Source organism: Microbacterium sp. WCS2018Hpa-9, from assembly GCF_031843745.1.
GTDB lineage: Bacteria > Actinomycetota > Actinomycetes > Actinomycetales > Microbacteriaceae > Microbacterium.
The window spans coordinates 434,919-460,243 of record NZ_JAVTIY010000002.1; the positions used below are offsets into that span (position 1 = coordinate 434,919).

General features: G+C 67.7%; 26 protein-coding genes. 11 read left to right on the top strand and 15 right to left on the bottom strand.

Features of this window, described 5'->3' with window-relative positions; all coding sequences use genetic code 11:
• Positions 1-73: 73 nt before the first annotated feature.
• On the top strand, positions 74-2,665 hold the full coding sequence (locus tag RQG82_RS05915; RefSeq protein ID WP_311258184.1) for a LuxR C-terminal-related transcriptional regulator: 2,592 nt from the start codon (positions 74-76) through the stop codon (positions 2,663-2,665).
• A gap of 235 nt (positions 2,666-2,900) precedes the next feature.
• On the opposite strand, the gene RQG82_RS05920 is transcribed toward RQG82_RS05915, so the two are convergent.
• Together RQG82_RS05920 and RQG82_RS05925 are read right to left on the bottom strand one after the other, a co-directional pair.
• Positions 2,901-4,289, bottom strand: coding sequence for an FAD-dependent oxidoreductase (locus RQG82_RS05920; RefSeq protein ID WP_311258185.1), 1,389 nt, complete (start codon positions 4,287-4,289; stop codon positions 2,901-2,903).
• A gap of 13 nt (positions 4,290-4,302) precedes the next feature.
• Complete coding sequence (locus tag RQG82_RS05925; RefSeq protein ID WP_311258186.1) at positions 4,303-5,064, bottom strand: MIP/aquaporin family protein; 762 nt, start codon at positions 5,062-5,064, stop codon at positions 4,303-4,305.
• Positions 5,065-5,112: 48 nt separating this feature from the next.
• Here RQG82_RS05925 and RQG82_RS05930 point away from each other — a divergent pair, with 48 nt between their 5' ends.
• Complete coding sequence (locus RQG82_RS05930; protein WP_311258187.1) at positions 5,113-5,787, top strand: ArsR family transcriptional regulator; 675 nt, start codon at positions 5,113-5,115, stop codon at positions 5,785-5,787.
• A gap of 21 nt (positions 5,788-5,808) precedes the next feature.
• Positions 5,809-6,207, top strand: a complete 399-nt coding sequence (locus tag RQG82_RS05935; protein ID WP_311258188.1) for a low molecular weight phosphatase family protein — start codon at positions 5,809-5,811, stop codon at positions 6,205-6,207.
• A 39-nt stretch (positions 6,208-6,246) separates the two neighbouring features.
• Here RQG82_RS05935 and RQG82_RS05940 read toward each other — a convergent pair whose 3' ends face one another.
• The 3 genes from RQG82_RS05940 to dnaB form a co-directional block, all read right to left on the bottom strand.
• A complete protein-coding gene (locus RQG82_RS05940; protein ID WP_311258189.1) occupies positions 6,247-6,798 on the bottom strand; it encodes a pyridoxamine 5'-phosphate oxidase family protein in 552 nt (183 codons plus the stop codon).
• Positions 6,799-6,900: 102 nt separating this feature from the next.
• A complete protein-coding gene (locus RQG82_RS05945; RefSeq protein WP_311258190.1) occupies positions 6,901-7,095 on the bottom strand; it encodes a three-helix bundle dimerization domain-containing protein in 195 nt (64 codons plus the stop codon).
• Positions 7,096-7,152: 57 nt separating this feature from the next.
• A complete protein-coding gene (gene dnaB, locus RQG82_RS05950) occupies positions 7,153-8,526 on the bottom strand; it encodes a replicative DNA helicase (RefSeq protein ID WP_311258191.1) in 1,374 nt (457 codons plus the stop codon).
• Positions 8,527-9,081: 555 nt separating this feature from the next.
• Between dnaB and RQG82_RS05955 the strand changes: the two genes are divergently transcribed.
• The 3 genes from RQG82_RS05955 (at position 9,082) to RQG82_RS05965 (ending at position 12,508) form a co-directional block, all read left to right on the top strand.
• Complete coding sequence (locus RQG82_RS05955; protein WP_311258192.1) at positions 9,082-10,167, top strand: hypothetical protein; 1,086 nt, start codon at positions 9,082-9,084, stop codon at positions 10,165-10,167.
• Between the two features lie 109 nt (positions 10,168-10,276).
• Positions 10,277-11,728, top strand: a complete 1,452-nt coding sequence (locus RQG82_RS05960) for a chaplin family protein (RefSeq protein ID WP_311258193.1) — start codon at positions 10,277-10,279, stop codon at positions 11,726-11,728.
• 279 nt (positions 11,729-12,007) lie between these two features.
• Entirely contained in the window at positions 12,008-12,508 is a 501-nt protein-coding gene (locus RQG82_RS05965; RefSeq protein ID WP_311258194.1) for a hypothetical protein, read from the top strand.
• A 94-nt stretch (positions 12,509-12,602) separates the two neighbouring features.
• Here the strand turns inward: RQG82_RS05965 and rplI are convergent, their stop codons facing one another.
• Genes rplI through rpsF form a run of 4 tightly spaced genes read right to left on the bottom strand, consistent with a single transcriptional unit; the run spans position 12,603 to position 14,264 of the window.
• A complete protein-coding gene (gene rplI / locus RQG82_RS05970) occupies positions 12,603-13,055 on the bottom strand; it encodes a 50S ribosomal protein L9 (RefSeq protein WP_311258195.1) in 453 nt (150 codons plus the stop codon).
• 11 nt (positions 13,056-13,066) lie between these two features.
• A complete protein-coding gene (rpsR, locus tag RQG82_RS05975; protein ID WP_042541518.1) occupies positions 13,067-13,321 on the bottom strand; it encodes a 30S ribosomal protein S18 in 255 nt (84 codons plus the stop codon).
• 50 nt (positions 13,322-13,371) lie between these two features.
• Positions 13,372-13,890 (bottom strand): single-stranded DNA-binding protein, encoded by a 519-nt coding sequence (locus RQG82_RS05980; RefSeq protein ID WP_311258196.1) that lies wholly within the window; start codon positions 13,888-13,890, stop codon positions 13,372-13,374.
• A gap of 5 nt (positions 13,891-13,895) precedes the next feature.
• Entirely contained in the window at positions 13,896-14,264 is a 369-nt protein-coding gene (rpsF, locus tag RQG82_RS05985; RefSeq protein ID WP_311258197.1) for a 30S ribosomal protein S6, read from the bottom strand.
• A gap of 226 nt (positions 14,265-14,490) precedes the next feature.
• Between rpsF and RQG82_RS05990 the strand changes: the two genes are divergently transcribed.
• The gene (locus RQG82_RS05990; RefSeq protein WP_311258198.1) at positions 14,491-15,189 is read left to right on the top strand and encodes a hypothetical protein; all 699 of its coding nucleotides are present in this window, start codon (positions 14,491-14,493) and stop codon (positions 15,187-15,189) included.
• A gap of 270 nt (positions 15,190-15,459) precedes the next feature.
• Here the strand turns inward: RQG82_RS05990 and RQG82_RS05995 are convergent, their stop codons facing one another.
• Genes RQG82_RS05995 through RQG82_RS06015 form a run of 5 tightly spaced genes read right to left on the bottom strand, consistent with a single transcriptional unit; the run spans position 15,460 to position 20,743 of the window.
• Positions 15,460-16,299: an ATP-binding cassette domain-containing protein gene (locus tag RQG82_RS05995; RefSeq protein WP_311258199.1), complete on the bottom strand. Its 840-nt coding sequence runs from the start codon at positions 16,297-16,299 to the stop codon at positions 15,460-15,462.
• Positions 16,292-17,176, bottom strand: coding sequence for an ABC transporter ATP-binding protein (locus RQG82_RS06000; RefSeq protein ID WP_311258200.1), 885 nt, complete (start codon positions 17,174-17,176; stop codon positions 16,292-16,294). Before RQG82_RS06000 ends, RQG82_RS05995 begins: the two co-directional genes overlap by 8 nt.
• The gene (locus RQG82_RS06005) at positions 17,173-18,084 is read right to left on the bottom strand and encodes an ABC transporter permease (RefSeq protein ID WP_311258201.1); all 912 of its coding nucleotides are present in this window, start codon (positions 18,082-18,084) and stop codon (positions 17,173-17,175) included. Before RQG82_RS06005 ends, RQG82_RS06000 begins: the two co-directional genes overlap by 4 nt.
• Positions 18,081-19,142: an ABC transporter permease gene (locus RQG82_RS06010; RefSeq protein WP_311258202.1), complete on the bottom strand. Its 1,062-nt coding sequence runs from the start codon at positions 19,140-19,142 to the stop codon at positions 18,081-18,083. The genes RQG82_RS06005 and RQG82_RS06010 overlap by 4 nt, the downstream gene beginning before the upstream one ends.
• A gap of 14 nt (positions 19,143-19,156) precedes the next feature.
• On the bottom strand, positions 19,157-20,743 hold the full coding sequence (locus RQG82_RS06015) for an ABC transporter substrate-binding protein (protein ID WP_311258203.1): 1,587 nt from the start codon (positions 20,741-20,743) through the stop codon (positions 19,157-19,159).
• A gap of 149 nt (positions 20,744-20,892) precedes the next feature.
• On the opposite strand from RQG82_RS06015, the gene RQG82_RS06020 reads away from it, so the two are divergent.
• The gene (locus RQG82_RS06020) at positions 20,893-21,480 is read left to right on the top strand and encodes an Lrp/AsnC family transcriptional regulator (RefSeq protein ID WP_258184332.1); all 588 of its coding nucleotides are present in this window, start codon (positions 20,893-20,895) and stop codon (positions 21,478-21,480) included.
• Between the two features lie 57 nt (positions 21,481-21,537).
• Here the strand turns inward: RQG82_RS06020 and RQG82_RS06025 are convergent, their stop codons facing one another.
• Positions 21,538-21,897: a hypothetical protein gene (locus RQG82_RS06025; RefSeq protein ID WP_311258204.1), complete on the bottom strand. Its 360-nt coding sequence runs from the start codon at positions 21,895-21,897 to the stop codon at positions 21,538-21,540.
• 237 nt (positions 21,898-22,134) lie between these two features.
• Between RQG82_RS06025 and RQG82_RS06030 the strand changes: the two genes are divergently transcribed.
• The 3 genes from RQG82_RS06030 (at position 22,135) to RQG82_RS06040 (ending at position 25,308) form a co-directional block, all read left to right on the top strand.
• A complete protein-coding gene (locus tag RQG82_RS06030; RefSeq protein WP_311258205.1) occupies positions 22,135-23,097 on the top strand; it encodes a hypothetical protein in 963 nt (320 codons plus the stop codon).
• Entirely contained in the window at positions 23,094-24,227 is a 1,134-nt protein-coding gene (locus RQG82_RS06035) for a hypothetical protein (RefSeq protein ID WP_311258206.1), read from the top strand. Before RQG82_RS06030 ends, RQG82_RS06035 begins: the two co-directional genes overlap by 4 nt.
• Before the next feature lie 385 nt (positions 24,228-24,612).
• Positions 24,613-25,308 (top strand): DUF1684 domain-containing protein, encoded by a 696-nt coding sequence (locus RQG82_RS06040; protein WP_311258207.1) that lies wholly within the window; start codon positions 24,613-24,615, stop codon positions 25,306-25,308.
• The last annotated feature ends 17 nt before the right edge of the window (positions 25,309-25,325 follow it).

Below are 25,325 nucleotides of genomic sequence, written 5' to 3' on the forward strand. Positions count from 1 at the left end.
CGGCCGCGTCGGCTGGCCGCATCGCGTCTATCCCTGCCGGGTCCTGGAGTGTACTTTTGCGTAGGAACAGCGCGTGAGGAAGCGGGATCTCATGGTCGTAGGTCGCGAAGAGAGTCTCGCCGCAGCGGTGGACCTCATTCAGGCGGGCGTCAGCATCGATGTCGTCGGCAGCCGCGGCTCGGGTCGCAGCGCGTTCCTCCAGGCGTTGCGCACTCGCGTCGAGCAGGACGAGTGGACGGTCGTCTCTGTGCGCGGGATCGCGTCGCTGCGCCAGCATCCCCTCGCCGCGCTGCATCTCGCCGGCATCGGCGCGACCAATGGTCAACGGCCGGGGCCGAATCTTCATGAGACCGCCGACTCGCTGCGTCAGGCGCTCCGTGCCTCTCGCTCGGTGCTGTTCCTCGATGACTGGGATGACCTCGACGAGTCGTCGTGGGGCGTCGCGGAGTCGGTGCGACGCGAGTACGGGGTGCCGATCGTGCTCTCTCGTCTGCAGGGTCTTCGAGCCAGACACACTCCGAGCGGCCTGCCCGCGTCGACTCTCGAGCCGTCGTATGTGATCGACATGACCCCGTTGCGCTTCGAAGAGCTCGAGACGGCTCTCGAGAAGTACCTGTCGCACCCGATCGAGGCGAGCACGATGAGCCGGGTGTTCGCGAAGTCGGGGGGAAACATCGGCCTCGCCCTGAGCCTTGTCGACGCGACCGTGCGTGAAAAGCGTCTCGTGCTGCGCGGCGGCGAGTGGACCGCGACCCGCGATCTGTGGAGCAGCGGTCTGCGAGCGGTGCTGGAGGCGCACCTCGAGAGCCTCGACGACGTGACGCGTGACGCGCTCGAGATCATCGCGATCGTGGGGGTGGCCGATATCGACACGGCGAGCCAGCTCGTCGACTGGGGCACCCTTGAGCTGCTGGAGGAGCGCCGGATGATCACGTTCATCCCCAGCGGCGACCGCCAACTCGTGGCCGTCATGCCGCCGCTGCTGGTCGAGTTCTTCCGGCACGAGCCACTCACAGCGCGCCGCACGCGACTGACGAGCCAGATCGTGCGACAGCTGAGCACACCGGAGTCGGTGTGGTCCGTGCTCACCGACCAGCAGTCGTCCCCGACAGCGTCGGGTGGTCAGGATGCCCTTTTCGTCCGGCTGCTGCAGGAGCGTGCCCGCGCACGCCGTATCGTCACGGCCGCCGAGTGGGAGGCGAACCCGACCGCCGCCAGTGCCGTGCGTTACATCCGCGCCCTCATGCACACGCACACGGCGAAGGTGCGAGACGTGATCGCCGACGTCCTCTCGTCTCCTGCCGCCCGCACAGGGGACGACGCCAGCCGTGCCGAGTTCGCCGTGCTCAAGGCCGAGTGGACCGCCTACGTCGACGACGACCTGCAGCGGGCGGTCGCACAGCTGCAGGATGAATCCCAGACAGTGGGGGTGCATGCCGGGATGCTGAGAGCCGCCGAGGTGCAGCTTCTCGCGAATCTCGACACGGTGCCCGCAGACTTCGGCAACCGCCTCGAGGTGTCCGACGAGCTGCCTGTGACGGTCAAGCTGATGATGCTCGAGACCCAGATGAGCGTGCTCGTCAGCCTCGGTCGTTTCACCGATGCGCTGCGGGTCTTCGGCCTCATCGAGGCTCTCGAGACCGAGGAGCAGCGGCACAACCCCCGCGTGCTGCTCGGCATGGCGCTCTTCGGACAGGGCGACCCGAGCGCCGCGCTCGACGTGCTGCAGCGCGGATTCGACGAAGCGCACGGCTATCTCGACATCGACGCTGTGCGAGCGTTCGGCACCGCCGCAGCGCTGTGTCATCTGGCAGCGGGCGATCACGCCGCCGTCGATGATCTGCTCGAAGTCATCTTCTCGGCGGGCGAGCCCTCACCCCTGCCACCAGGAGTGCAGCTCTCGCTGCTCGCGGTCGCCGCAGTGGTCGCGATCCGGCGAGGACAGGTGACGACCGGCGAGCGGCTCGCCGCCGACCTGGAACAGCTCGGAGCCGAAGACGGCCCGCTTCCGGGTCAGAGCAAGGCATGGCCGCAGGTGCAGTTGCTCGCCTTCGACGGGAACACGGAGAAGGCCGCCGAGCTGCTCGCCCGCTCCGGCGAAGCACTCTGGAACCGCGGAGCCCGTATGGCCGGGCTCACCGCACTCCTCTCCGCAGTCGAGCTCGACCCGACGCCGACCCGGCTGGCCGTCGCCATGGCACATGCGAAGGACCTACCCGAGGCGGCGGGGTTGGCGGCTCAGGCCTCGTTCGTGAGCGCACTGGTGCAGGGGGATCCTCTGGCGATGCTCACCGTCGCGGACGAGCTGGACGTGCGGGGGCTCACCGGCACCGCACTCTCGGCCTGCCGCTTCGCGCGGGCCTGGTTCGCCGAGAACGGAGACGAGTCGGGGCAGCAGCGCGCGGTCGAGCGGGAAGAGCAGATCCGCGCGCGTCATGCCGGGAGGCACTACGACCTCGCGCGGTTCGGTGCGACAGCGGTCACCCTCACCGACCGCGAGAAGGAGGTGGGGCGCCTCGCCGCGAGCGGACTCTCGAACGCAGAGATCGCCTCCCGACTCGTGCTCAGCGTGCGCACGGTCGAGAGCCACATGCACCGGATCATGCGCAAGCTCGACGTCTCGAACCGCAGGGGGCTCCGTCGTCACGCCGAAGCGCTGACCTGATCGGGGTACTGCGCGGACCGGGGCCCTGCGGCATACCGGTCGACAATAGGGCTTGTGCGGCGAGGCAGCTGGTGTCACGCTTGCCACACAGTTCTGTCGCGCTGTAACGCGACAGCTGGGGTGCCGCCCATTGACGGCATCGGATGGGGCGCCCTTTCTGCCGCCTCCCCCGTGGTGGGGGCGTCCCGTCCTCCCCCGGATCAGCCGACGATCCCTGCCGACCGGCGCGCGCGTGTCAGACGAGACGCTGCGACAGCGAACGCGCCTCTCGCTCCCAGGCCTGGGTCGCAACCTGCACGGCATCCCACGGCGAGCCGAGCGGGGGCGTGTACGACAGGTCGAGGTCGCTCATCTCGGCCACGGTCATGGCGTGGTGCAGCGCCGTGGCATACGTGTCGACGCGCTTCGAGATCTCGGCGCCGCGCGTTCCGACGAGCTGAGCACCCAGGAGGCGCCCGTCGAGGGTGTCGCCCGTGACACGGATGCTGATGGGAGTGGCTCCGGGGTAATAGCGCTTGTGGTCGTCCGCGATCGCGGTGTGGCTGTGCGGCGCGAACCCCGCGGCGATCGCCTCGTGGTCTCGCAGGCCCGTGCGAGCCGCTACGACATCGAACACCTTGACGACCTGCGTGCCGAGGCTTCCGGCGAAGTGCACATCGCCGCCGATCGCGTTCTCTCCGGCGACGCGTCCCTGCTTGTGGGCGGTCGTGCCGAGCGGCAGATACGTGAGGCCGAGCAGACGGTGGTGGGTGACCACGCCGTCGCCTGCGGCCCAGACGTGCGGCAGGCCCGTGCGCATCCGGGCGTCGACGACGACGGCACCACCCTCGCCCGTCGCGGCACCTGCCGAGGTGAGAAGTCCGGTGTTGGGGCGCACGCCGACGACGACGAGCACCAGGTCTGCACCGCGCGAGAACGGTTCGCCATCGCGCGATCCCGACACCGTGAGCCGCCCGGCCTCGCGCGAGACCTCCGCGACGCGGGTGTTCGTGAGCACGTCGACGCCGTGTCGGGTGAGCTCGTCGTGCACCAGCGCGCCGAGCTCGGGGTCGAGAGTCGAGAGCACCTCGGGCCCGCGCTGCAGCTGGGTGACCCGCAGGCCCCGAACCGTGAGCGCTTCGGCCATCTCGAGTCCGACATACCCGGCACCGACGATGATCGCCGTCTCGGGCTGATGCTCGTCGAGGTAGCGCTCGAGCGCGAAGGTGTCTCCCATGGAGTGCAGCAGGTGCACGCCGTCGTCGGGGCCGAGCCTGTCGAGACCCGCGATGCCTGCCGTCGACGGAGACGCCCCCGTGCCGACCATGAGCTCGTCGTAGGCGATGCTCGACTCGGTGCCGTCCTGGTCACGGACGGTGAGCCGCTGCCCTTGCACGTCGATGGCCGTGGCGAGGGTGTTCAGGCTCAGCGTCATGCCGGTGGCTTCGAGATCGGCGTGCGTGCGGTGTGCGAGGGACTGCCACGGCTGCACCTCGCGTGAGAAGTAGTACGGGATGCCGCAGATCGAGAAGTTCGGGTAGGCATCGGCCACGACCACGGTGACGTCGACCGAGGGGTCGAGTTCGCGGGCCCGCAGTGCGGTGGAGATTCCGGCGTCGCTTCCGCCGATCGCTACGAGGTGCATGGATGGGTGCCTTTCAGGGCTGGGTCTCGAGTTGCTGAGGGACCACGACGCCGCTCGCGGTGCGGGCGGCTGTCGGGTAGAAGACGAGAAGCAGCGCGAGGCCGAGAGCGGCCCCGACGACCTGCGCGGCGATGAACGGAACCACCGAGCCGGGCGCGATGCCGGCGAACGTGTCGGTGAACATGCGCGCGACGGTCACCGCCGGATTCGCGAAAGACGTCGAGCTGGTGAACCAGTACGCCGCGCCGATGTAGGCGCCGACCGCGACAGCCGTGGCCGACGCCTTGCCTGTGCGGGCGAGTGCGAAGATCAGCAGCACCAACCCGGCGGTGGCGACGACCTCGCCGACAAGGTGGCCGCCGGTCGCGCGCTCATGGGACGAGAACGCGGGTGCTGTGTCGAACATCACCCCGGCCAGGAGGGTTCCTGCGATGCCGCCGAAGATCTGCGCGAACACGTAGGTCGGCAGGTCGCGCAGCGGCAGCCCTGTGCCCTCACGGCGCCCGATCAGCCAGTCGGCGATCGAGACCACCGGGTTGAAGTGCGCGCCCGAGATGGGGCCGAGCATCAGGATCAGCACCGACAGGCCGAGCGCCGTGGTCAGGCTGTTCTCGAGCAGCTGCAGCCCGACGTCTTCGGGAGACAGTCGCTGGGCGGCGATTCCCGAGCCCACGACGATGGTGACGAGCAGACCCGAGCCGACGAACTCGGCGGCGGCGCGACGAGGCAGAGACGGTCGCAGGGTCTCGATGCGAGACGGAGGGGAGATGTTCATGTCGATCCATCTTGACCCGAGCGGGGTAGTTCAGTCAAGATTGAGACAATGAACATTGAACGAATCACCGATGTCGAATCCCGTGCAGCGAAGCACGCGGCGCTGGGCGATGCGTCCCGCCTGCGGATCGTCGACCTGCTGACGCTGGGCGACCTGTCTCCGACCGAGATTCGGGTGGCGCTCGGGCTTCCGGCGAACCTCATCACGCATCACCTGAACGCGCTCGAAGCCGTCGGGATCGTGGCGCGTTCGCGGTCGGAGGCCGACAAGCGGCGCAGCTATGTCCACCTGACCGACACCGCACTGCACGGACTCACACCGGGGCGGGTCGAGCAGGCAAGCCGCGTCGTGTTCGTCTGCACCGCGAACTCGGCCCGATCCCAGTTGGCTGCCGCGTTGTGGTCGACCCACAGCAGCATCCCCGCATCCTCTGGGGGAACGCACCCCGCCGAGCGGATCGATCCTGGCGCAGTGGCGGCGGCAGATCGGCACTCCCTCGATCTGCCCGATGAGTCGCCCCGCGCTCTGGATGCCGTGCTGACCGACTCCGACTTCGTGGTGACCGTGTGCGACAACGCCCACGAAGAGCTCGGCGTCTCGGGTCACCTGCACTGGTCGATCCCCGACCCGGTTCGCGTCGGCTCCGTCGACGCCTTCGACACCGCTTACGACGAGCTGGAGCGCCGGATCATCCAGCTCGCGCCCCGTCTTGCCGCGAGCTGAACCCCACCAGAAAGAGAACCTGTGACCGACACCGCCCCGACCGTTCTGTTCATCTGCCAGCACAACGCCGGCCGCTCTCAGCTCGGCGCCGCTCTGCTGCAGCACCTGGCCGGTGATCGCTTCGTCGCGACCTCCGCAGGTCTCTCGCCCGCCGACGAGGTGAACCCGGCAGTGGCCGCCACAGTCGCTGAACTCGGCATGGACATCACCGACCGGGTGCCCCGAGCGGTCACGAGCGACGACCTCGATACGGCCGATGTCGTGGTGCTGATGAAGCCAGGGCTCACCCTGCCCTCCACCCCCAGCGGCGAGGTGCTGGAGTGGTCGTTCCCGAACCCCGAGTCGTGGGATGCCGAAGCGGTGCGCCCGCTGCGCGAGGCCGTCGCCGACAAGATCCGGGTGACCCTGCTCACGCGCTGAGCTCGAAGCGGGGTGCGACCGGCGCACCGCAGGCGCCGGTCAGAGCTCGGTGGGGAACCCCGGCAGTCCGTCGATACTCACCGCGTTGCGAGAAGCGCGATACTCGGCCATGCCGTCCTCCCCCTTCTTCTCGGCCTGAAGGCGCAGCAGGTCGCGCTCGCCCTTCACCTCCATGACCGGCACTCCCCACCCGCATGAATCGCTGACGCGCGTGACGTTCACGGTGATGACGGCCCGGGTGCTCGGGTGCGCCGGATGCCGCGACGCGACCTCGTCGAAGCCAGGCTGTCCGGGAAGGAAGACTTCGCCCCGACCATGCAGCCGAACGATGCGGGGGCGACTGTCGAACGAGTTGAACATGAGACACACGCGTCCGTTCTCTCGGATGTGCGCGATCGTCTCGATGCCGCTGCCGGTGTAATCGACCCAGCCGACCCGATGCGCGTCGAGAACTGAGAACGAGTCGTGGCCGCGGGGCGACATGTTCACGTGCCCCTCCGCCCCCAGGGGCGCTGTCGCCACGAACCACAGGGGCTGCTTCTCGATCCACTGCGTCAGGTTCTCGTCGATGGAATCGAAGACTTTGGCCACGATCGAAGGCTACTCCTGCTGCATCCCGGGTTCGCGAAACGCGACGATCACTGCCGGGGGCGATGGCTCACGAGTCTGTCCGCTACGAGGTGTCTCGTCGGATTACTTCGCGAGGCGGCTACGGACAGCGCGCTCGGTGAGCACGGTCAGATAGTCGGTGACTCTGCTGTTCGAGATCTTCCCGAGTTCCTCGACGGCGAGCGACGAGATGTGCTCCTGCTGGACTTCGGGATAGCGCTCAGCCAGTCGGTTGGTGACTTGCTTCACGATCTCTTGAGGGTCAATGTTGGTCGCCACAGCAGCATCGTACGACGAACAGGTGGGCTCAGACCAGCGCGGGATTCAGGGCCCGACTCAGTTGAAGTCGCCGCCCGGCGCCATGTCCATGAAGCGCGAGTAGTGACCCTGGAAGGCCACGGTGATCGTCGCCGTGGGGCCGTTACGGTGCTTGGCCACGATGAGGTCGGCCTCGCCCGGACGAACGTCCTTGTCGTAGACCGAGTCGCGGTGCAGCAGGATCACCATGTCGGCGTCCTGCTCGATCGAGCCCGACTCACGCAGGTCGCTGATCGCGGGCTTCTTGTCGGTGCGCTGCTCGGGACCACGGTTCAGTTGCGACAGCGCGATGACCGGAACCTGCAGCTCCTTGGCGATGAGCTTGAGGCTTCGCGAGAACTCCGAGACCTCCTGCTGACGCGACTCGACGCGCTTGCCCGACGTCATCAGCTGCAGGTAGTCGATGATGACCATCCGCAGCCCCTCGCGCTGCTTGAGTCGACGGCACTTCGCGCGGATCTCCACCAGCGTCATGTTCGGGCTGTCATCGATGTAGAGCGGGGCGTCGTTGATGCGCCCGCGAGTCGCGGCGACCGTCGTCCAGTCGCGAGGGTCGAGGTTTCCCTTACGCATGTTCTGCAGCGGGATCTGCCCCTCGGCGCTGAGCAGACGCATCGCGATCTCGCTCTTGCCCATCTCGAGCGAGAAGAAGACGGAGGGGATGTTGTGACCGATGGATGCCGAGCGCGCGAAGTCGAGCGCGAGCGTGGACTTACCCATCGCAGGACGCGCGGCGACGACGATCATCTGCCCGCCGTGCAGGCCGTTGGTCAGCTCGTCGAGCTCTTTGAAGCCCGTCGGAACGCCCGTCATCGACCCGTCGCGGCCGCTGGCTGCCTCGATCTCCTCGAGCGCGGCATCGACCGCGATCTGCAGCGGCACGTAGTCTTCGGCGGTCTCCGAGCCGGTGATCGAGTAGATCTCGGCCTGAGCGTTGTTGACGATGTCGGTCGCGTCGCCCTGGCCGTCGTAGCCGAGCTGCACGATGCGGGTGCCCGCATCGACGAGACGACGCAGGATCGCCCGCTCCGACACGATGCCCGCGTAGTAGCCGGCGTTCGCCGCGGTGGGGACGATCGAGGTGAGGGTGTGCAGGTAGTCGGCACCGCCGGCGCGACTCAGCTCGCCCGTCTTGATGAGCTCGTCGGTGACGGCGACGACGTCCGTCGGCTCGCCGTGCGAGTAGAGCGACAGGATCGCCTCGAAGATGAGCTCATGCTTGGGGATGTAGAAATCGGCGCCCTTGAGCGTCTCGATCACATCGGCGACAGCATCCTTCGAGAGGAGCATTCCGCCCAGCGCGCTCTGTTCGGCGAGCGTGTCATGCGGGGGTGTGCGCTCTTGCGGACGCTTGCCTCCGAGGCGCTCCTCTGAGATGTCGGCGATCGACACACTGCTCCCTTCGATGCGACGTTTCTTCCGGTGTGCTCGGGGCCGACTGCGTCGGTCACTCGATGCGATTCAGCTCGAGAAGGACCGTTCGCACAGCAAACCAGGCACTTCCGACATCGGGTCGCTGCACCACGCTACGAGCGGGGGTTTTCGGTCGCAACACGACCTGTGGATAACTATGTGGAAAGCGTGCGAACAAGTCCGGAGAGTCTGTGCAGAACGCATGTGGATAACTCGGTGGAGTACCTCAAAACGTCGTTCTATTTTTTGCCTTGGCCTGGGGTTTAGAGTTTCCCCAACCTGTGGATGAGAACGTGGTTCAACCGGGCATTGAAGGTTGATCCAATCCGGTGGGGGATGTGCAGAACCTGGGGAAAGTCAAGCCGAGATTCAACCGGGCGCGTCACACTGCGCAACCCTCCGAAATGTGCGACAGATGCCGTCGTTTTCGAGCGGAACCCTCTAGACATCGCGATATACCGGGAGTATCGTCACCGGCAATCGACGCAGTGTGCGTCGACGACGAACGATCACTCTCGGGGGAGGGAAGTCGACGTGAACGCTCAAGAAGCCCGGCGCGGCCTTCCGACTGTCGCCCTCTGGGGTGGCCTGGGCGCGGTCGCGTGGGCGGCGATCACGATCTTCACGGGCGGGTCGTCTGCGAGCGCGGACGACAACTCGAACGACTCGTTGCTCGACGGCGTCTCCTCTGTCGTGAGCGAGACGGTCTCAACCGTCGAAGACACCGTGACGGTAGCGACCTCGCCGATCGTGGAGCCGGTTGCGCCCGTCGTCACCCAGGTCGTGACGCCGGCCGTCACCCAGGTCGTCGAGCCGGTCGTCACGCACGTCGTGGAGCAGGTCGTCGAGCCGGTGCAGCAGGTCGCTCCGCCGATCGTCGAACACGTCACGGAGGCGATCGCACAGGTTCCGGTCGTCGGCCCGGCGACTTCGCCGATCGTCGACGTGGTCACCGACACCGCGCAGTCAGCCGTCACTCCCGTGACCGACGTGCTCGACGGATCCCCGGTCGCGCAGATCGTGACCCCCGTGACCGACGTGCTCGCGGAGCTGCCGATCGTCGGAGACGTGATCGACCATGTCGGAGTGCCCACGGTCGTGGACGGGGTCGTCGGAGTCGTCGACGGGGTCGCACCGATCGTAGGCGGAGTCGTAGAGAACACGGTGCCACCGGTCGTCCCGGGGGTCACCCCCCTCTGGCCTGCCACACCGGCAACTGAACCCGGCTCCGCTGCTCCCAGCCCCGCCTCACCCGACTCCAACGCTGCAGGAGTCGCTGCAGCAGCCGATGCTTCGTCGGGCGTGAGCGCCGCGGCTGTCACGCGCCTTCAGCCCGCCGGCCACCCGGCATCATCCGACGTTCAGCCGGCGGCGTCCACTGCTGCACGGGGCATGTCTGCGCCGGCATCCGACGACAGGAACTCGCCGTCCGCACCGCCCGCCGGTGCTCCCGCAGCGCCCTCGTCATCCGCCGGATCGAGCGGATCCTCCTCACTCTCCCCCGCGCGCCTCAGCGACGCGGGTCTTGCTGCGTTCCGTGCTGTGGAGCGCACCCCCGGTGCACCCGACGACGTCTTGCCGACGTCTCTGGTCGCCGACACCGACGTCTCTCCTGACTGACGGGTTGTCCGGTCGTTCCTCGTGAACGACAGATGCCGTGCTGCGCGCGCACATGCTCTTCGCGTGCACCCATCCAGACACACCCAGTTCCAGTCAGGAGAAGGACATCATGCGTACATACATCAAGCGGGCCCTGTGGGGCACGCTTCTCGCCGGCGGGATCACCCTGCTCGGCGCAACCGCCGCCAACGCGGCAGACACCTCAGGAGAAGACGGCCTGCTCTCGGGCACCCAAGCGGATGCATCGATCTCGGTTCCCGTCACGATCGTCGACAACGCGGTCTCCGTGCTCGGAGATTCTTCCGCGCAGCAGGCCACGGCGCCCGCTCCGGAACCGGCTTCCGCACCCGCTCCGGCGCCCGCACCGGCTCCGGCACCGGCACCCACCACGAGCGGCGACTCCGGCACCGCATCCGGCACTCAAGCCGTCGTGGACGTCGTCGTGCCCATCACGGTGACCGGCAACGCGATCACCGTGCTCGGTGACTCCTCGAGCGAGTCGGCGGCGCCGGCTGCGGCTTCCCCGGCCCCGACTCCCCCGGCGCCCGCGCCGGCGATCACGACGAACGGCGACGACGGTCTGCTGTCGGGCACCCAGGCCCCGCTGCACGTCGACGCTCCGGTCACCGTGTCGGGCAACGCGATCACCGTGCTCGGCGACAGCGAAACCCTCGAGCAGGATGCCGCAGCACCGGCCTCCTCGAGCGGTGGCGCAACCGGGTCGACCGAAGCGTCGACATCAGGCGAAGACGGAGTCGCGAGCGGCACCCAGGTGACCGCACCCGTGACGGCACCGGTCACGATCGGCGGCAATGCGATCTCCGTCATCGGAGACAGCGAGAGCGCCGGAGCCACCGGCAGCACCGCACCCTCGTCCGGAGGCAGCAGCACCGGTCCGGAGACGTCGGGCGAAGACGGAGTCGTCAGCGGCACCCAGGTCACTGCACCCGTCACGGCACCGGTCACGATCGGCGGCAACGCGATCTCCATCGTCGGAGACAGCGAGACGACGGGCGGAACCGGCACCACCGCACCCACCACAGGAACCCCGACCACCGGCAGCACCACCACCGGTGACGACGGAATCCTCGGCGGCACTCAGGTCACCGCACCCGTGACCGCACCGATCACGATCGGCGGCAACGCCATCTCCGTGATCGGCGAGAGCACGGTGGCGGCGCCCCCGGCCGATCCCGGAACAGACCCCGGAACCGACCCGGGAACGGACCCAGGGACGGACCCCGGCACAGACCCCGGAACTGACCCCGGAACCGACCCGGGAACCGACCCCGGCACGGACCCAGGGACGGACCCCGGCACAGACCCCGGGACAGATCCCGGAGCCAATCCCGGCACGACTCCCGGCACGACTACGGGAACCGGCACCGACGCCGGGACGTCCGCGACCGCTGTCGCGGGCGGCGCAGCCGTGACGACATCCGCTCCGGCAGAGGGGCTGGCCGCCACCGGCGGCTCGTCCACGTTCGGCTTCGCAGCCGTCGCCGCACTCCTGCTCCTCCTCGGGGCCAGAATGCTGCGTCGTCGCCCCATGACGGCGTAGCCGCAGACCCCGGCGGTGTCGACGTCCTCGGGGGAGGAGATGCGACACCGTCGGTGTGCGGGTCCGTGATGCCCTGAGCAGGTTCCCCAGACCTGCCCGCGTCTGCGATGCCGCACAGTTCACGGATGCCCCGCGTCCCCAGCGCGGGGCATCCGTCGTGCCCGGAACCCGCAGGAGACGCTTCGGATGAGGCCGAGGACGACGCGCCTAGACTCTCTGACGGGAGGTCGTCATGCAGGTCGACTACGGTCAGCCGGAGCGTGCATCGCAGGTGTCGCGGTGGCCGCTGTGACAGAAGATCCGCGCCGCCTGCGGTGGGCGGTCAACGGCGCACGGACGTTTCGCCTCCCGGCTGATGCCGCCGATATCGCCCTGGGCGAGGTCGATCGGGCGATGCAGGCTGCCCACTTCCGCGCAGAGGCGCCCGGTGCCGAGGCGGGAGTCCAGCGAATCTACAGACGCGGTTCGGTCGTCGGCGATGTCCTCATCGGCGGAAGCGGGCTCTCCAGCCTCACGACCAGGCTCGGTCCGCTGTCTGTCCGAGGCGTCGCCGTCACCTGGATTGGGCCGGTCGACGCGCAGTCCATCCGCGTCATCGTCTCGCTCGTCGCCGGATCCCACGTCGGAGGAGATTTCGTGGACGGGATCGACGAAGCCGTGCGCACTCTCGTGTCTCGCGGCATCCCCCTCAGGGACGAGGGGTGGTCACGGTCCGTCGACGTCGATCAGACGCTGCCGGCGAATCCCCGTCGCGCCGCCGAACTCGGTCTCACCCGCTAGCCGACATCACCGAACCCTCAGAAAACACCGACCGGCCACGAACGCAGAACGCCCCCTGTCCCGAAGGACAGAGGGCGTTCGAGAGCGTCGCGCCTTACTTGGCGGCGACGACCTGCAGCGTGATGACTGCGGTCACGTCGTCGTGCAGACGAACCGTGGCCTCGTGCTCACCGACCGACTTGATCGCCGACGGGATGTGCACCTTGCGCTTGTCGATCGAGCCGAGACCCGCGGCTGCGACAGCATCCGCGATGTGATCGGTCTTGACCGAACCGAAGAGACGACCCTCGTTGCCGGCCTTGACGGCCAGGCGCACCTTGGTGGTCTCGAGGGAGTTCTTCAGTGCCACGGCCTCGTCGCGGTCGTGGATCGCGCGAGCCTGACGAGCAGCCTGGATCGAAGCGACCTGCTTTTCGCCACCGCGGGTCCACGCCGTAGCGAAGCCCTTGGGGATGAGGTAGTTGCGGGCGAACCCGTTCTTGACCTCGACCACGTCACCGGCGCTACCAAGCCCGGCGACCTCGTTCGTGAGAATCAGCTTTGCCATCTCGTTACCCCTTACCGGCCTGCGCCAGCGTAGGGCAGGAGTGCCATTTCGCGTGCGTTCTTGATCGCGGTGGCGATCAGACGCTGCTCCTGCACCGAAACACCGGTGATACGACGGGCGCGGATCTTGCCACGCTCCGAGACGAACTTGCGGAGGGTGGAGACATCCTTGTAATCGATGACTCCGACCCGGATCGACTTCGCGGGAGCGGTGGGCTTGCCACCCTTCCGCGGCTTGCGGCGGTCGCCGCTAGACTTTCCAGCCATTGTTTTTCCTTAATGATGAGACGGATGCCGAAGCATCCCGAGATCCTGTTTCAGAAGGGGGTGTCGTCGCCGAAGCTGCCCGGAGTGCTCCAGGCATCTGCGCTCGTCGACGAGCCGGGCGTTGACCACGGCTCTTCCGACACCTGCTGCTGCTGTGCGGGGCGCGACTGTCCGCCGCCACCACCGCCACCGCTGCCACCGGTCGACGCCGCACGGGTGACCTGCGCGGTCGCGTACCGAAGCGAGGGGCCGATCTCGTCGACCTCCAGCTCGATAGCGGTGCGCTGGTTGCCCTCGCGGTCCTGGTAGGAGCGCTGACGCAGACGGCCCTGCGCCATGACGCGCATGCCCTTGGTCAGCGAACCCGCCACGTGCTCGGCGAACTCGCGCCAGACCGACGCGCGGAGGAACAGCGCTTCGCCGTCCTTCCACTCGTTGGCGGCGCGGTCGAAGTTCCGAGGCGTCGAAGCGATGGTGAAGTTCGCCACCGGCAGTCCGTTCTGCGTGTAGCGCAGCTCGGGGTCGGCCGTGAGGTTGCCCACCACGGTGATGACTGTTTCGCCGGCCATCGGACTCAGGCCTTCGCAGCCTTGGCGGCCTTGCGAGCAGCCTTCTCTTCGGTGCGCTTCGCTTCGAACGCGACCATCGCCTGAGCTTCCTCAGAACGGAGGACCTTGGTGCGCATGATCTGCTCGTTCAGCTTCAGCTGACGGTCGAGCTCCTGCGTGGCCTCGCTGGTAGCGGTGAAGTTGACGACGGCGTAGATGCCCTCGTTCTTCTTCTGGATCTCGTAAGCCAGACGGCGCTTGCCCCAAATGTCGACCTTGTCAATCGAGCCACCATCGTTGGTGATGACCTTCAGGAACTTGTCGAGCGTCGGGGCGACCGTGCGCTCGTCGATCTCGGGGGTCAGAATGACCATGAGTTCGTACTGGTGCGTCACTTACCCACCTCCTTCGGACTAGAACGGCTTCCGGGACGTTCCCGGAAGCAGGAGGGTGTGTGATCGTCATCCGCCGAGCCGCCCGAGTGGGCGCCTGATGACAGACAACCTTGACAGTGTAGCGGAGAAACCTTCGGCCTGCCCCCACGCGTATCGCCGAGCAGTTGGCATGCTGGAGTGCGTGCGCGCTGACAATCGGTGCGCACACGACCGAAGGGGGAACGCCATGCGCGTAAACAAGTGGGGGGTCGGCATCGTCCTGACCGCCACCGTATTGCTCACCGGGTGCACCGCGGGTGCCGAGAAGCCCGCCGAAGAAGAGCCCACAGCAGCCGCGGAGGAGACCACCGCGCCCGAATCCGACTGCCCCGAGTTGACCGAAGGCGCGACCGTCGACGGCGCCGCGCTCGGCGCCTGCATCACCGAGGCGATGACCGACACGGCCGGCTACCAGGCCAAGACGTCGATCCTGGGCATGGACACGACCGCCCGGTACAACCCCAAGACGGATGCCGTCGAGACGATCACGCCCATGGGATCGCTGATCCTGATCGGCGACGACGCATGGGTCAAGACGTCGACGAGCGAGTGGCAGGTCGCCGACCCGAACTCGAGCGACCCGATCATCGCCGCGCTCAGCAGCGGTGCCGCGACGGCAGCCGGCACCGACCCGGCCACGGCCGCGGGCGCGCTCACCGGTGAGTTCACCGTCACCGGAACCGGCAGCCGCCTGGGCCAGGACGTCTACCTCGTGAGTGGCACGTCCGAGGCGCAGGGCGTCGCCGTCGACGTGGTGTTCGAGGTCACCGACGACTACGTGGTGCTGGCGACTACCGGCAGCACCGAGGCCGCCGGCCAGATGATCGAGACGTCGCTCGAGATCACCGAGTGGGACGTCGAGCAGAACATCGTCGCACCTCTCTGATCCACGAGCGGATGCTGCGGGCCGGGGCGATCGCCTCGGCCCGCAGTGCGTTCCGGGAGTCTTCGTTCTGGCTCAGCATCCGTTGGGGTCATCCCTTTCGGGCCCCCGGGCCATCCCTCGGCCCACCCCCTCGGGCACCTCGGCCAGCCCCTCGGGAAGTCCCTCGGGAGGAGAACTGCCCTTCGGGAGGAGGTTCAAGCCCGAAACGTCCTCCCGAGGGGCAGATCTCCTCCCGAGCGAGCGCCCGAGCGAGGGAACAGACGACGCGCGTCAGTCGATGACGGGGGCGATCTCCGACCAGACGGTGCGCTCGTTCGTCGACGGTGCGACCGGGATGCGGCCCGCTCCGTCAGGCTCGGGGATCGCCGCGAGCAGCGCCTGAGTGTACGGATGCTGCGGTGCAGACCACACGCGGTCGGTCGCGCCCGCTTCGAGCACTCGCCCGGCGAACATGACGAACGTGCGGTCGGCGATGCGTCGCACGACGGCCAGATCGTGCGAGATGAACAGCATCCCGGCGCCGGACTCGGCGACGAGGTCTCGCATGAGACCGGCGACGCTCGTCTGGGTCGATGCATCCAGAGCCGAGATCGGCTCATCGGCGACGAGCAGCGACGGCCGTGCGGCGAGCGCCCGTGCGATCGCGAGCCGCTGCTTCTGGCCGCCCGAGAACTGGTGCGGGAATCGCGTCGCGACCTCGGTGGGCAGCCCGACGCGCTCGAGCCACTCCTGCACGGTCGATCCTTCGGCTCCGCGTGCCCGGGCAGTGGCGATGCCGTCGGCGATCTGGTCTCCGACGCGGCGCCGTGGGTTGAGCGACGTCGACGGATCTTGGAACACCATCTGGATGCCGGTGAGCGCGAGGTCGCGTCGACGGATGCCGAGCGGCTTCACGGGCGCACCGCGGAAGTTCACCTCTCCCCCGGCGAGCTTCTCGATGCCGACGACCGCGCGGGCCAGGCTCGACTTGCCGCTGCCGGACTCGCCGACCAGCGCGACGGTCTCTCCGGGCGCGACGGTCAGCGAGACGCCGTCGACGGCGACCACCGGCGGGCTTCCGGGATAGCGCACGACCACGCCCTGCGCGTCGAGGACGGCGACTTCACTCATCTGCGGCCTCCTCTTCGGCATCCTTCACGGCAGCATCCGACGGCACGGGCTGCACCGGATCGAGCAGAGCGGGATCCGCATCCGCCATCTCGAGCTTCGATCCAGGCAGCGCCGCGAGCAGCGTACGGGTGTATTCGTGCTGCGGGTCGCGGAACAGCGTCTCGCGGTCTGCGCGCTCGACGATCTGCCCGTTCTTCATCACGGCCACCTCGTCGGCGATCGCGCTCATGACTCCCAGGTCGTGCGTGACGAGCAGCACGGCGAGGTTGCGGTCGGTCGCGAGGTCGCGCAGCAGACGGAGGATGCCGGCCTGCACCGTGACGTCGAGGGCCGTGGTCGGCTCATCGGCCAGCAGCACCTCGGGGTCGCATGCGAGAGCGCAGGCGATCGCGATGCGCTGACGCTGCCCGCCCGAGAACTGGTGGGGGTAGCGCTTGAGCGCGGCATCCGGGTTGGGCACCTGCACGGTCTCGAGCAGTTCGATGGCCCTGGCCGTGGCCGCTGCGCCGCGAAGACCGAGGTGCACGCGCATGTGATCGGTGAGCTGCCGGCCGATCGGCAGCTGCGGGTGCAGCGACGCCGACGGGTCTTGGAAGATCATCGCGATGCGCTTGCCCCGGATGCGGTTGAGAGCGCGGCGGCGCATGCCGACCAGCTCCTCCCCCGCGAGCGTGATGGATCCGCCGGTGCGCGCCTGCCGAGGCAGCAGCCCGAGCACGGCGAGCGCGGTGAGCGTCTTGCCCGATCCGGATTCACCGGCGAGGCCGTGGATGCGACCGGCCTCGAGGTCGAGCGAGATGCCGTGCACGAGAGGGCGACCGATGTCGATCGTCAGGTCGCGGATGCTCAGAGCACTCATGGGGGCCGAGGCGCTCATGCTGCCACCCCCTTCGCCGATGCCACGTGCTCTGCCTGCTTCTCGTGCGTGACCTCGGCCGTCGGGTCGAGGATGTCGCGCATCGCGTCACCGAGGAAGTTGAAGGCGAGCACCACGGTGAGGATCGCGAGACCGGGGAAGACTCCCAGCCACCAGGCGTCGAAGTTCTGCATGGCGGCGGAGATCATCGAGCCCCACTCTGCGGTCGGCGGCTGGGCCCCGAGGCCGAGGAACGACAGGCCGGAGAGCAGCAGGATCGCCGCGCCGATGTCGAGCGTCGCGAGCACCAGCACGGGGCCGGCGATGTTCGGCAGGATGTCGACGAACAGCGTCCGCAGCGGCGAGTGACCGAGCAGACGACCGGCGATGACGTAGTTCTGACCGCGGAGGCCGAGCACGATGCTGCGCGTGACTCGCGAGTACTGCGGCCACGACACCACGATCGCCGCGATCACCGCGTTGAAGAGCGACGGGCCGAGCGACGCTGCCACGACCATCGCGAGGATGACGGTCGGGAACGCCATGAACAGGTCGGTGATGCGCATCAGCGTCTCGTCGACCCAGCCGCCGAAGTAGCCGGCGACCGCGCCGATCACGGTGCCGATGATCATCGCGGCGATCACGAGCATGAGCGCGAGCGGAAGGCTCACGGTCGCACCGGTCATCAGCCGCGAGAAGATGTCTCGCCCGTTGCCGTCGGTGCCGAGCAGCGTGTCGATGCCGGGCGCCTGCAGGCGAGGCAGCACCTGGGCGTTCGGGCCGTACGGCACCCACCACTGCGCGGTGAAGGCGACGATGATCCAGGCTCCCGCGATCACGGTGCCGATCACCCCGAGAGGCGTGCGCCAGGCGCGCGGCCAGCGGAAGCGGAACCGCCAGGGGCCGGATGCCGAGTCGATGCGGCTCATGCGATCCTCACTCTCGGGTCGAGGACGCCGTAGAGCAGATCGACGACGAAGTTGATGAGGAGGTAGATGAAGCCGACGACGAGACCGACGCCCATGATGCCGGGGAGGTCGAGGTTCGCCGCCGAGTTGTAGGCGTAGGTGCCCAGGCCCGGCCACGCGAACACCGACTCGACGAGCACCGTGCCCGAGAGCAGCGAGCCGAACGCGACGCCGACGATGGTGAGGATCGGCAGGGATGCTCCGCGGAGCACGTAGTCGAGGATGACGCGCATGGCCGGAAGGCCCTTCGCGCGGGCGGCTCGCACGTAGTCGCTGCCCAGCACCTCGAGCACCGAGGTGCGGATGAAGCGGGTGAGCAGACCGATCGTCACGAGCGACAGCACCATCACCGGCAGGGCCAGGTGTGCGAGGGCGTCGGCGAATCCGACGCCGTCGCCGTTGAGCAGATAGTCGACCGTGTAGAGCCCGGTGATGCGGGGAGGCGGCGTGATCGACGGAGAGATGCGACCGGAGCCCGGAGCGATGCGCAGCTCGAGGAAGAACACGTAGAAGCTGACCAGTGCGAGCCAGAACGTCGGCACGCTGAGGCCGATCAGCGTCACGATGCGGATGACCTGGTCGGTGACGAGGCCGCGACGGTAGGCGGCAAGCGTTCCGAGCACGATGCTCACCGCGAGGCTGAGGATGATGGCGCTGATCGCGATCTCGATCGTCGCCGGCACCGCCGTGGCCAGGTCGCTGGTGACCGGTCGCCCGGTCACCAGCGATGTTCCGAGGTCTCCTCGAAGCAGGTTGCCCATATAGATGAAGTACTGCACGAAGAGAGGCTGATCGAGGCCCTGGGCCTTGATGAACGCCTCACGCGTCTCGGGGTTCTGCGATGCTCCCTCACCCAGCGCCGCCGACACGGGGTCGCCGGGAACGAGGTTCGTCAGCGCGAAGGTCACGATCGTGACCCCCACGAGCAGGAGCAGCGATGTTCCGATCCGGCGCAGCAGGTATCCGACGAGCGGAGACCTGCGACGCTGCGCCTGCCGTCGCACGGCCACCGTCGTCATGAGTCAGGCCCCGATCAGTCGGCAGGCGTGATCTCGGCGATGTCCATCTCCCACACCGAGTTGTACACGGCGCCGGTGACGGCATCCGCCGTGGCGATGTTGCGGCCGGGGACGATCAGCGGCACGAAGGGACCCTCGGCCTGCATCGCCTCGGCGAACGAGGTGAAGGCCTCGCTGCGCTGAGCCTCGTCGGTCGCGGCCGCGGCACCGGCTGCGATGCCCGCGATCTCGGGGTTGGCCTCAGCGGCCCAGCCGGAGCGCAGTCCGACCTTCAGACCGGGAGCGAACGGGAGGAAGTTCGCCGAGTCGGCGTAGTCAGGGCCCCAGAACCACAGGCCGAAGCCCTCGGTGCCGTTGACGTACGCGTCGAGCTCGGTGGCGAACGGTGCCGGTGCGAGCTCGACCGCGATGCCGGCATCCTCGAGCTGTGCCTGGATGCGCTCGGCGAGCGGGGTGAACTCGACACCGCCGACCGGGTAGTCGTTCGGGAACTGCAGCTTCAGGGTCTGGCCGGTGTAGCCGGCTTCGGCGAGAGCTGCCTCGGCCTTGTCGAGGTCCTGCTCGACTCCGGTCTCGAGGGCTCCCTCGAATCCGGGCGGGATCACGCCGGTCGCCTGCACGGCGCCCGCACCTGCGAGCTCGAGCAGTGCGTCGTAGTCGAGTGCGTAGCGGATCGCCTCGGCGATCTTGACGTTCGCGAGCTCACCCGCGACGGCCTCCGACTGGTTGAGCAGGAGGAAGATCGTCTGGCCGGACGGCACCGACTCGACGTTCAGTCCGTCGCCGAGGCCCGAGACCTGGTCGCCGTTGAGGTCCATCGCGACCATCGAGTCGCCGCCCTTGAGGTTGGCGAGCTGGGTCGCGCTCTCCGAGACGTTGCGGACGACGACGCGGCCGTATGCCGCCTCTTCGTCGCCGTTGTACTCGTCGCTCTTGGTCAGCACGACCTGCGACGAGAGGTCGAGCGTGTCGAGCACGAACGGGCCGGACCCGGCGGAGGTGCCGTCGAGGAACTCCTGCGCGCTGTCGGTGCCGTCGATCGTTCCGCCGTTCTCGATCACTACGTCGGAGTTGACGATGCCGAGCGCCGGGTTGGCGAGGATCGCGGGGAGCTGCAGCAGCGGCGTCTCGGAGGTGATCGAGATCGTCTTCTCGTCGACTTCGGTGATCGTCAGGCCGCCCAGGAGGAAGTTCGGCTTGGCGTCGGTCATGCCCTGGATGCGCTGCAGGGTGAAGACGACGTCCTTCGCCTCGATCGGCGTGCCGTCGGAGAACACGCGGTCGCCCTCGAGCGTGAAGGTGAACTCGGTCGCCTCGTCGTTCTGCTCCCACGATGCGAGGCCGGGCACAGGGGTCGAGACATCCGAGCCCTCGAAGTCGACGAGGGTCTCGTACAGAGCCTTCGCGATCATGTTGCCGGTCGGGTCGTAGGTGTGGCCGGGGTCGGCGGTCTCGATCGAGAACGCGGTGTCGATGACCAGCGAGTCGGAACCGGAGGACTCTCCCCCGTTGTTCGCCGAGTTGCCACCGGAGCAACCAGCGAGAGCGAAGAGCGCGACGGCTCCGATCGCGATGACGGACGTGCTGCGACGTGACGACATATGGGCCTCCAGGGGCGAGGAGTTTCATCGGGTTCGGTCGACGCCGGGTGGACGACCGGTGATCAGATTCGCATTGTATGGGACTATGTGTCCAGCAAGAATGCAGACGTCATCACAGTCTGTCCAAGACCCCGCCCATGAGGAGCATTGTGTCCACCAAGAGCGACGAAGCCGTGAAGCAATCTGGACGAAGTGCCGCCCCATTGGACGACATCGGATACAGAATCCTCGAGACACTGCGTGATAACGGTCGCATCTCGATCGCCGCGCTGGCCGAGACCGTCGGGATCTCCCGCGCGAACGCCTACACGCGCGTCGAGACGCTCATGCAGGACGGCGTGATCACCGGGTTCAGCGCCCGGGTCGACCAGTCCAAGGCTGGACTGTCGATCGGTGCGCTCGTCTTCGTCACCGTGCACCCGCAGGCCTGGGCGTCGTTCCGCGAGAGCGTGCTCGAGATGCCCGACGTCGAGTGGTGCGCCATCACCACGGGCGAGCATGACGCCATGCTGCTGATCCGCGCCGTCGACGTGAGCGGCGTGCACGAGTTCACGACCGGCGTCATCGCTCAGCTGCCAGAGGTGCGCACCGTCGTCAGCGTGGTTGTGCTCGACGAGGTGATCCGCCGGTCGTTCCTGCTGCCGAGCGACCTGCCGGAGCGCGATCTGGCGACACCGCTGGGCATGACGCGATGGACGCCGGCGACGCCGGGTCGCGACATGCTTCCGCCGCGCTGACCCACACCCGCTCGTCGAGCGAGGACGGCGAAGCCGACCGAGACGAAACGCCAGCGATCAGGCCGCTGCGGCCTCTTCGCAGACGCTCAGCTGCGGCAGTCCGTGCATCTCGTAGTGCTCGACGAGTCGGATGCGACCGTCGTCCGTGAGTTCGAGCTGGCTCTCGCCGTCTCCGGTCACGACGGCGCCGTCTGAGACGAGCACGTGCACGAACGACACCCAGATGGTGTCGCCGGAACGGGTGCCGACGAAGCGTCCGAAGGTGACGGTGTCCCCGGAGTAGTCGCCCCAGATGGCACCGTCCTTCTCCCAGTAGACGAACTCGCTGGGCGACTCGGGGTCTACCGCCGAGGTGGTGGAGGAGACCATCCGAAACCGGCGGCCGTCGAGCGAGGGGATGGTTGCAGTCGAGCTCACCCTTCGATTATGGAGGGCGCTCTCGACTGCGCTGAAGCCGCTTCGGCAAGCGTCTTCCCGGCCCGCTCGGTGGGCAGACCGGGCGAGACGAAACGGGTGCGGGCCTCGAACCCCGCGGCGTTTCGTCTGTCGCTGCTCGAGCTCGTCGGCCCGCGCACTCCTCCGCATATTCTGTCCCCTCCGCCGCGCGAGCAGGTGAACCGATATCTCGCAGGTACCGTGGGTCGCATGCACTGGATGTCTGACACCTCGGCCGGCGACTGGCTGCGCGAGCGGCTCGACGACCCCTGGAACGCGACGATGCACGACGTCGTGCCGCACGGATTCCCGGCCTACGCCCGCATCCTGCACCCCGCGACGGTCCGCTCGCTGCCCGATCGGCGGGTGCCGACCTACGACGAGTACGACGCCATGCCGGAGGCCGAGCGACTGGCGCTGATCGATCAGTTCATCGATGAACCCGCGACCTGGGCCGAGACGGCATCCGCCTTCGGCACGACCCTGCACCCGCTGGCGCAGTGGCAGCGCATCGTGCGTACTCCTGCAGACGGAGACTGGAACATGCGACTGTCCCCCGACGGTCGGGAGTTCACAGGACCGATGGAGGGCGAGATCTCTCCGGAGATGCTCTCAGTGATCGCCGGGCACCTCATCGCCCACACCGCGACTCCGGATGCCGGCTTCGCGGCACTCTGGGAAGGCCGGGGCGGTCTGGTCGGCCATATGGGGCACGGCCCGTCCCGCGGCTTCTACACGTTCAGTGATGACCCGAATCATCAGGCGATGCTCGATCGCAGCATTCCCGACCCCCTCAACAACGCGTTCCGCAAGCAGACCTGGCAGGAGGGCATCCTGTCGCGCGAGATCTCGGAGGGCCCGCGCTTCGGTCTCCTCAACCGGGATCACGTGCTCTTCGGCGGAGCGATCAGCGCCTTCGTCAGCCCCGGCTGGATTCTCGAGGTGCCGTGGCGCGACACCCCGGCCGAGGAGCACGGCTCCTCTCCGTCTGCGCAGAGCCCGAGCATCCTGTGGCCCGACGACCATGCCTGGGTGATGGTGAGCGAGATCGACTACGACTCGACGATCGTGGCGGGGTCCGCCGAGCTGGTCGCCGCGATCTGTGCCGACGAACGACTCGAGGCGTTCCAGATCCCCGAGAACGCCGACCTCACCTGGGAAGCCGACGAGGTGAACCGATGACGACTCCGCAGCCGCGATCGGGCACGGCCTTCGACGCCGCACCGCTCACCGATCCCGTAGACCCGAAGGCGGTCACCGCGTTCGCCGCCGAGCTGCGTGCCCGAGGATCCAGCGGCACGAACGCCTCGAGCATCATCGCGATCGTCGTCGTCGCGCTCATGGCCCTCATCGTGATCCCGGTGGTCTTCACGACCATCGTCAGCATGGCCTCCACACCCGGCGGATCCGGGTTCGCCATCGTCCCGCTGGTGATCTTCGGCGTGGTCGCTCTCGTGATCGCCATCGGGTCGTTCGCCGGATGGCGGCGCGCCCGCGTCACGCGTTACCGCCTGCACCGCTTCGCGCAGGCGAACGGCATGTCGTACGAGGGACGAGTCACTGCCCCCGCGCTGCCCGGGATGATCTTCAGCCTCGGCGGCTCGCGCATGTCGACCGATCTCGTGCGCGGCACGACGCCGCGGTTCGTCGAGTTCGGCAACTACCAGTACACGGTGAAGTCGGGCAAGAGCTCGACCACCTACCGCTGGGGCTATGTCGCGGTGAAGCTCGACGTGCCTCTGCCGAACATCGTGCTCGACGCCAAGGGCAACAACGGATTCGGATCGAACCTGCCGGCGTCGTTCCAGAAGGAGCAGCGGCTGTCGCTCGAAGGTGACTTCGACGAGTACTTCACGCTCTACTGCCCCGAGGGATACGAGCGTGACGCGCTGTATCTGTTCACGCCCGACATCATGGCCCGGTTCATCGACAACGCCGCCGAGCTCGACGTCGAGATCGTCGACGATTGGATGTTCCTCTACACGCAGCGCAGGGTGTCGACGCTCGACCCTGAGACCTGGGCGTGGCTGTTCGGTGCCGTCGGCGCGTTGATCACGAAGCTCGATCAGTGGGAGCGCTGGAGAGACGAGCGTCTGCTCCTCGAGAATCCGGCGGCTGCGGCATCCGCTTCTCCGGCCATCTCACCGCGGCCCGTGAGTGAGCGGCTTCCGTTCGCGCCGCCGGCCGGTCTGCTTTCTCCGCCGCCGGGCGTCGCCCACGAAGGACGCAGACTGAAGCGCAGCTTCCCGTGGGTGCCGGTCGTGTTCATGATCGGCTTCGCTGTGTTCTGGTTCTGGTCCAGATCGTTCTGAACGGAAACTCCGAGGGCGGGTTGTGGGGGTGGGTGCTGACTGGGGATCAGCGTTCCCACCCCATCCCCCCTCGGGATCAGAAGGAGATCTGACACTCCCTCCGCAGGACGGTCGAACCGTCCATACGCGCGGGTCAGCTGGGGACTGACGACTCTGCGCGTATATGAGTAATGGTATACCGGCATACGTTGCATTCCGTTGCGTCGGAGAGAGTCGACCGAACGCGTTGCATCGCGTCCGAAAACGTGCGGAATGAGGGCCTGCAGCCCCTTTCCGACACGACATTCGTGCATGCTCGCGAAAGCCCTGCTGGCGCGTGGTCGCGCATTACCCAGAGTGACGGTCCCGACCCCACCCTCTTCTGCATGCAAGAGAATGGAAGGCGATGTCTGAACGCGAAGATCACACCCAGTGGCAGGCCGAGCGCCGTGCCTCCGTCACCTCGGCGACCGGAAACCTCGCCCTGATCGAGACCCGCTGGACGGGCGATGCGCCCGATCTGGACGCCGAACAGCAGGCGGCATCCGACACGGTGACCGTGACGCCGATCCAGCGCACGAACATCGAGACCGGTGAGGCAGAGCACGGACTGCGCCTGTGGGATGCCGATGCGCCCGCGATCCGCGCCTTCGACCGCATCGACACCTACGAGTACGACCCCGCGTGGGTGCTCGAGGGGCACTTCACGCCGGTCTCCGGCGATCGCCGAGTGTCGTTCGAGCACATCCGCGACAACGGTGGCACCCGGGAGCTCGTCGTCCCCGGCGACATCCACTTCGAGCTCGATGGCCGCGAGTACAACCTGGCGGCCTTCGACGACGGCGGCACGCTGCTGCTCGTGTTCGGCGACGAGACCAACGGCTCAGAGACCTACGGGTCTGGCCGCTTCCTGTTCGTCGAGCTGCGCGACGACGCGGGATCCGTGACCCTCGACTTCAACCGCGCCTTCGTGCCGCCCTGCGGATTCAGCGCCCAGTACAACTGCCCGCTGCCGCCGGCATCCAACCGCTTCCCCCTGCCTATCCGAGCAGGCGAGAAGAACGTCGTCTTCCGCGACGGCTTCGACATCTATGCGGCGTGACGCCGCACACCCTCACC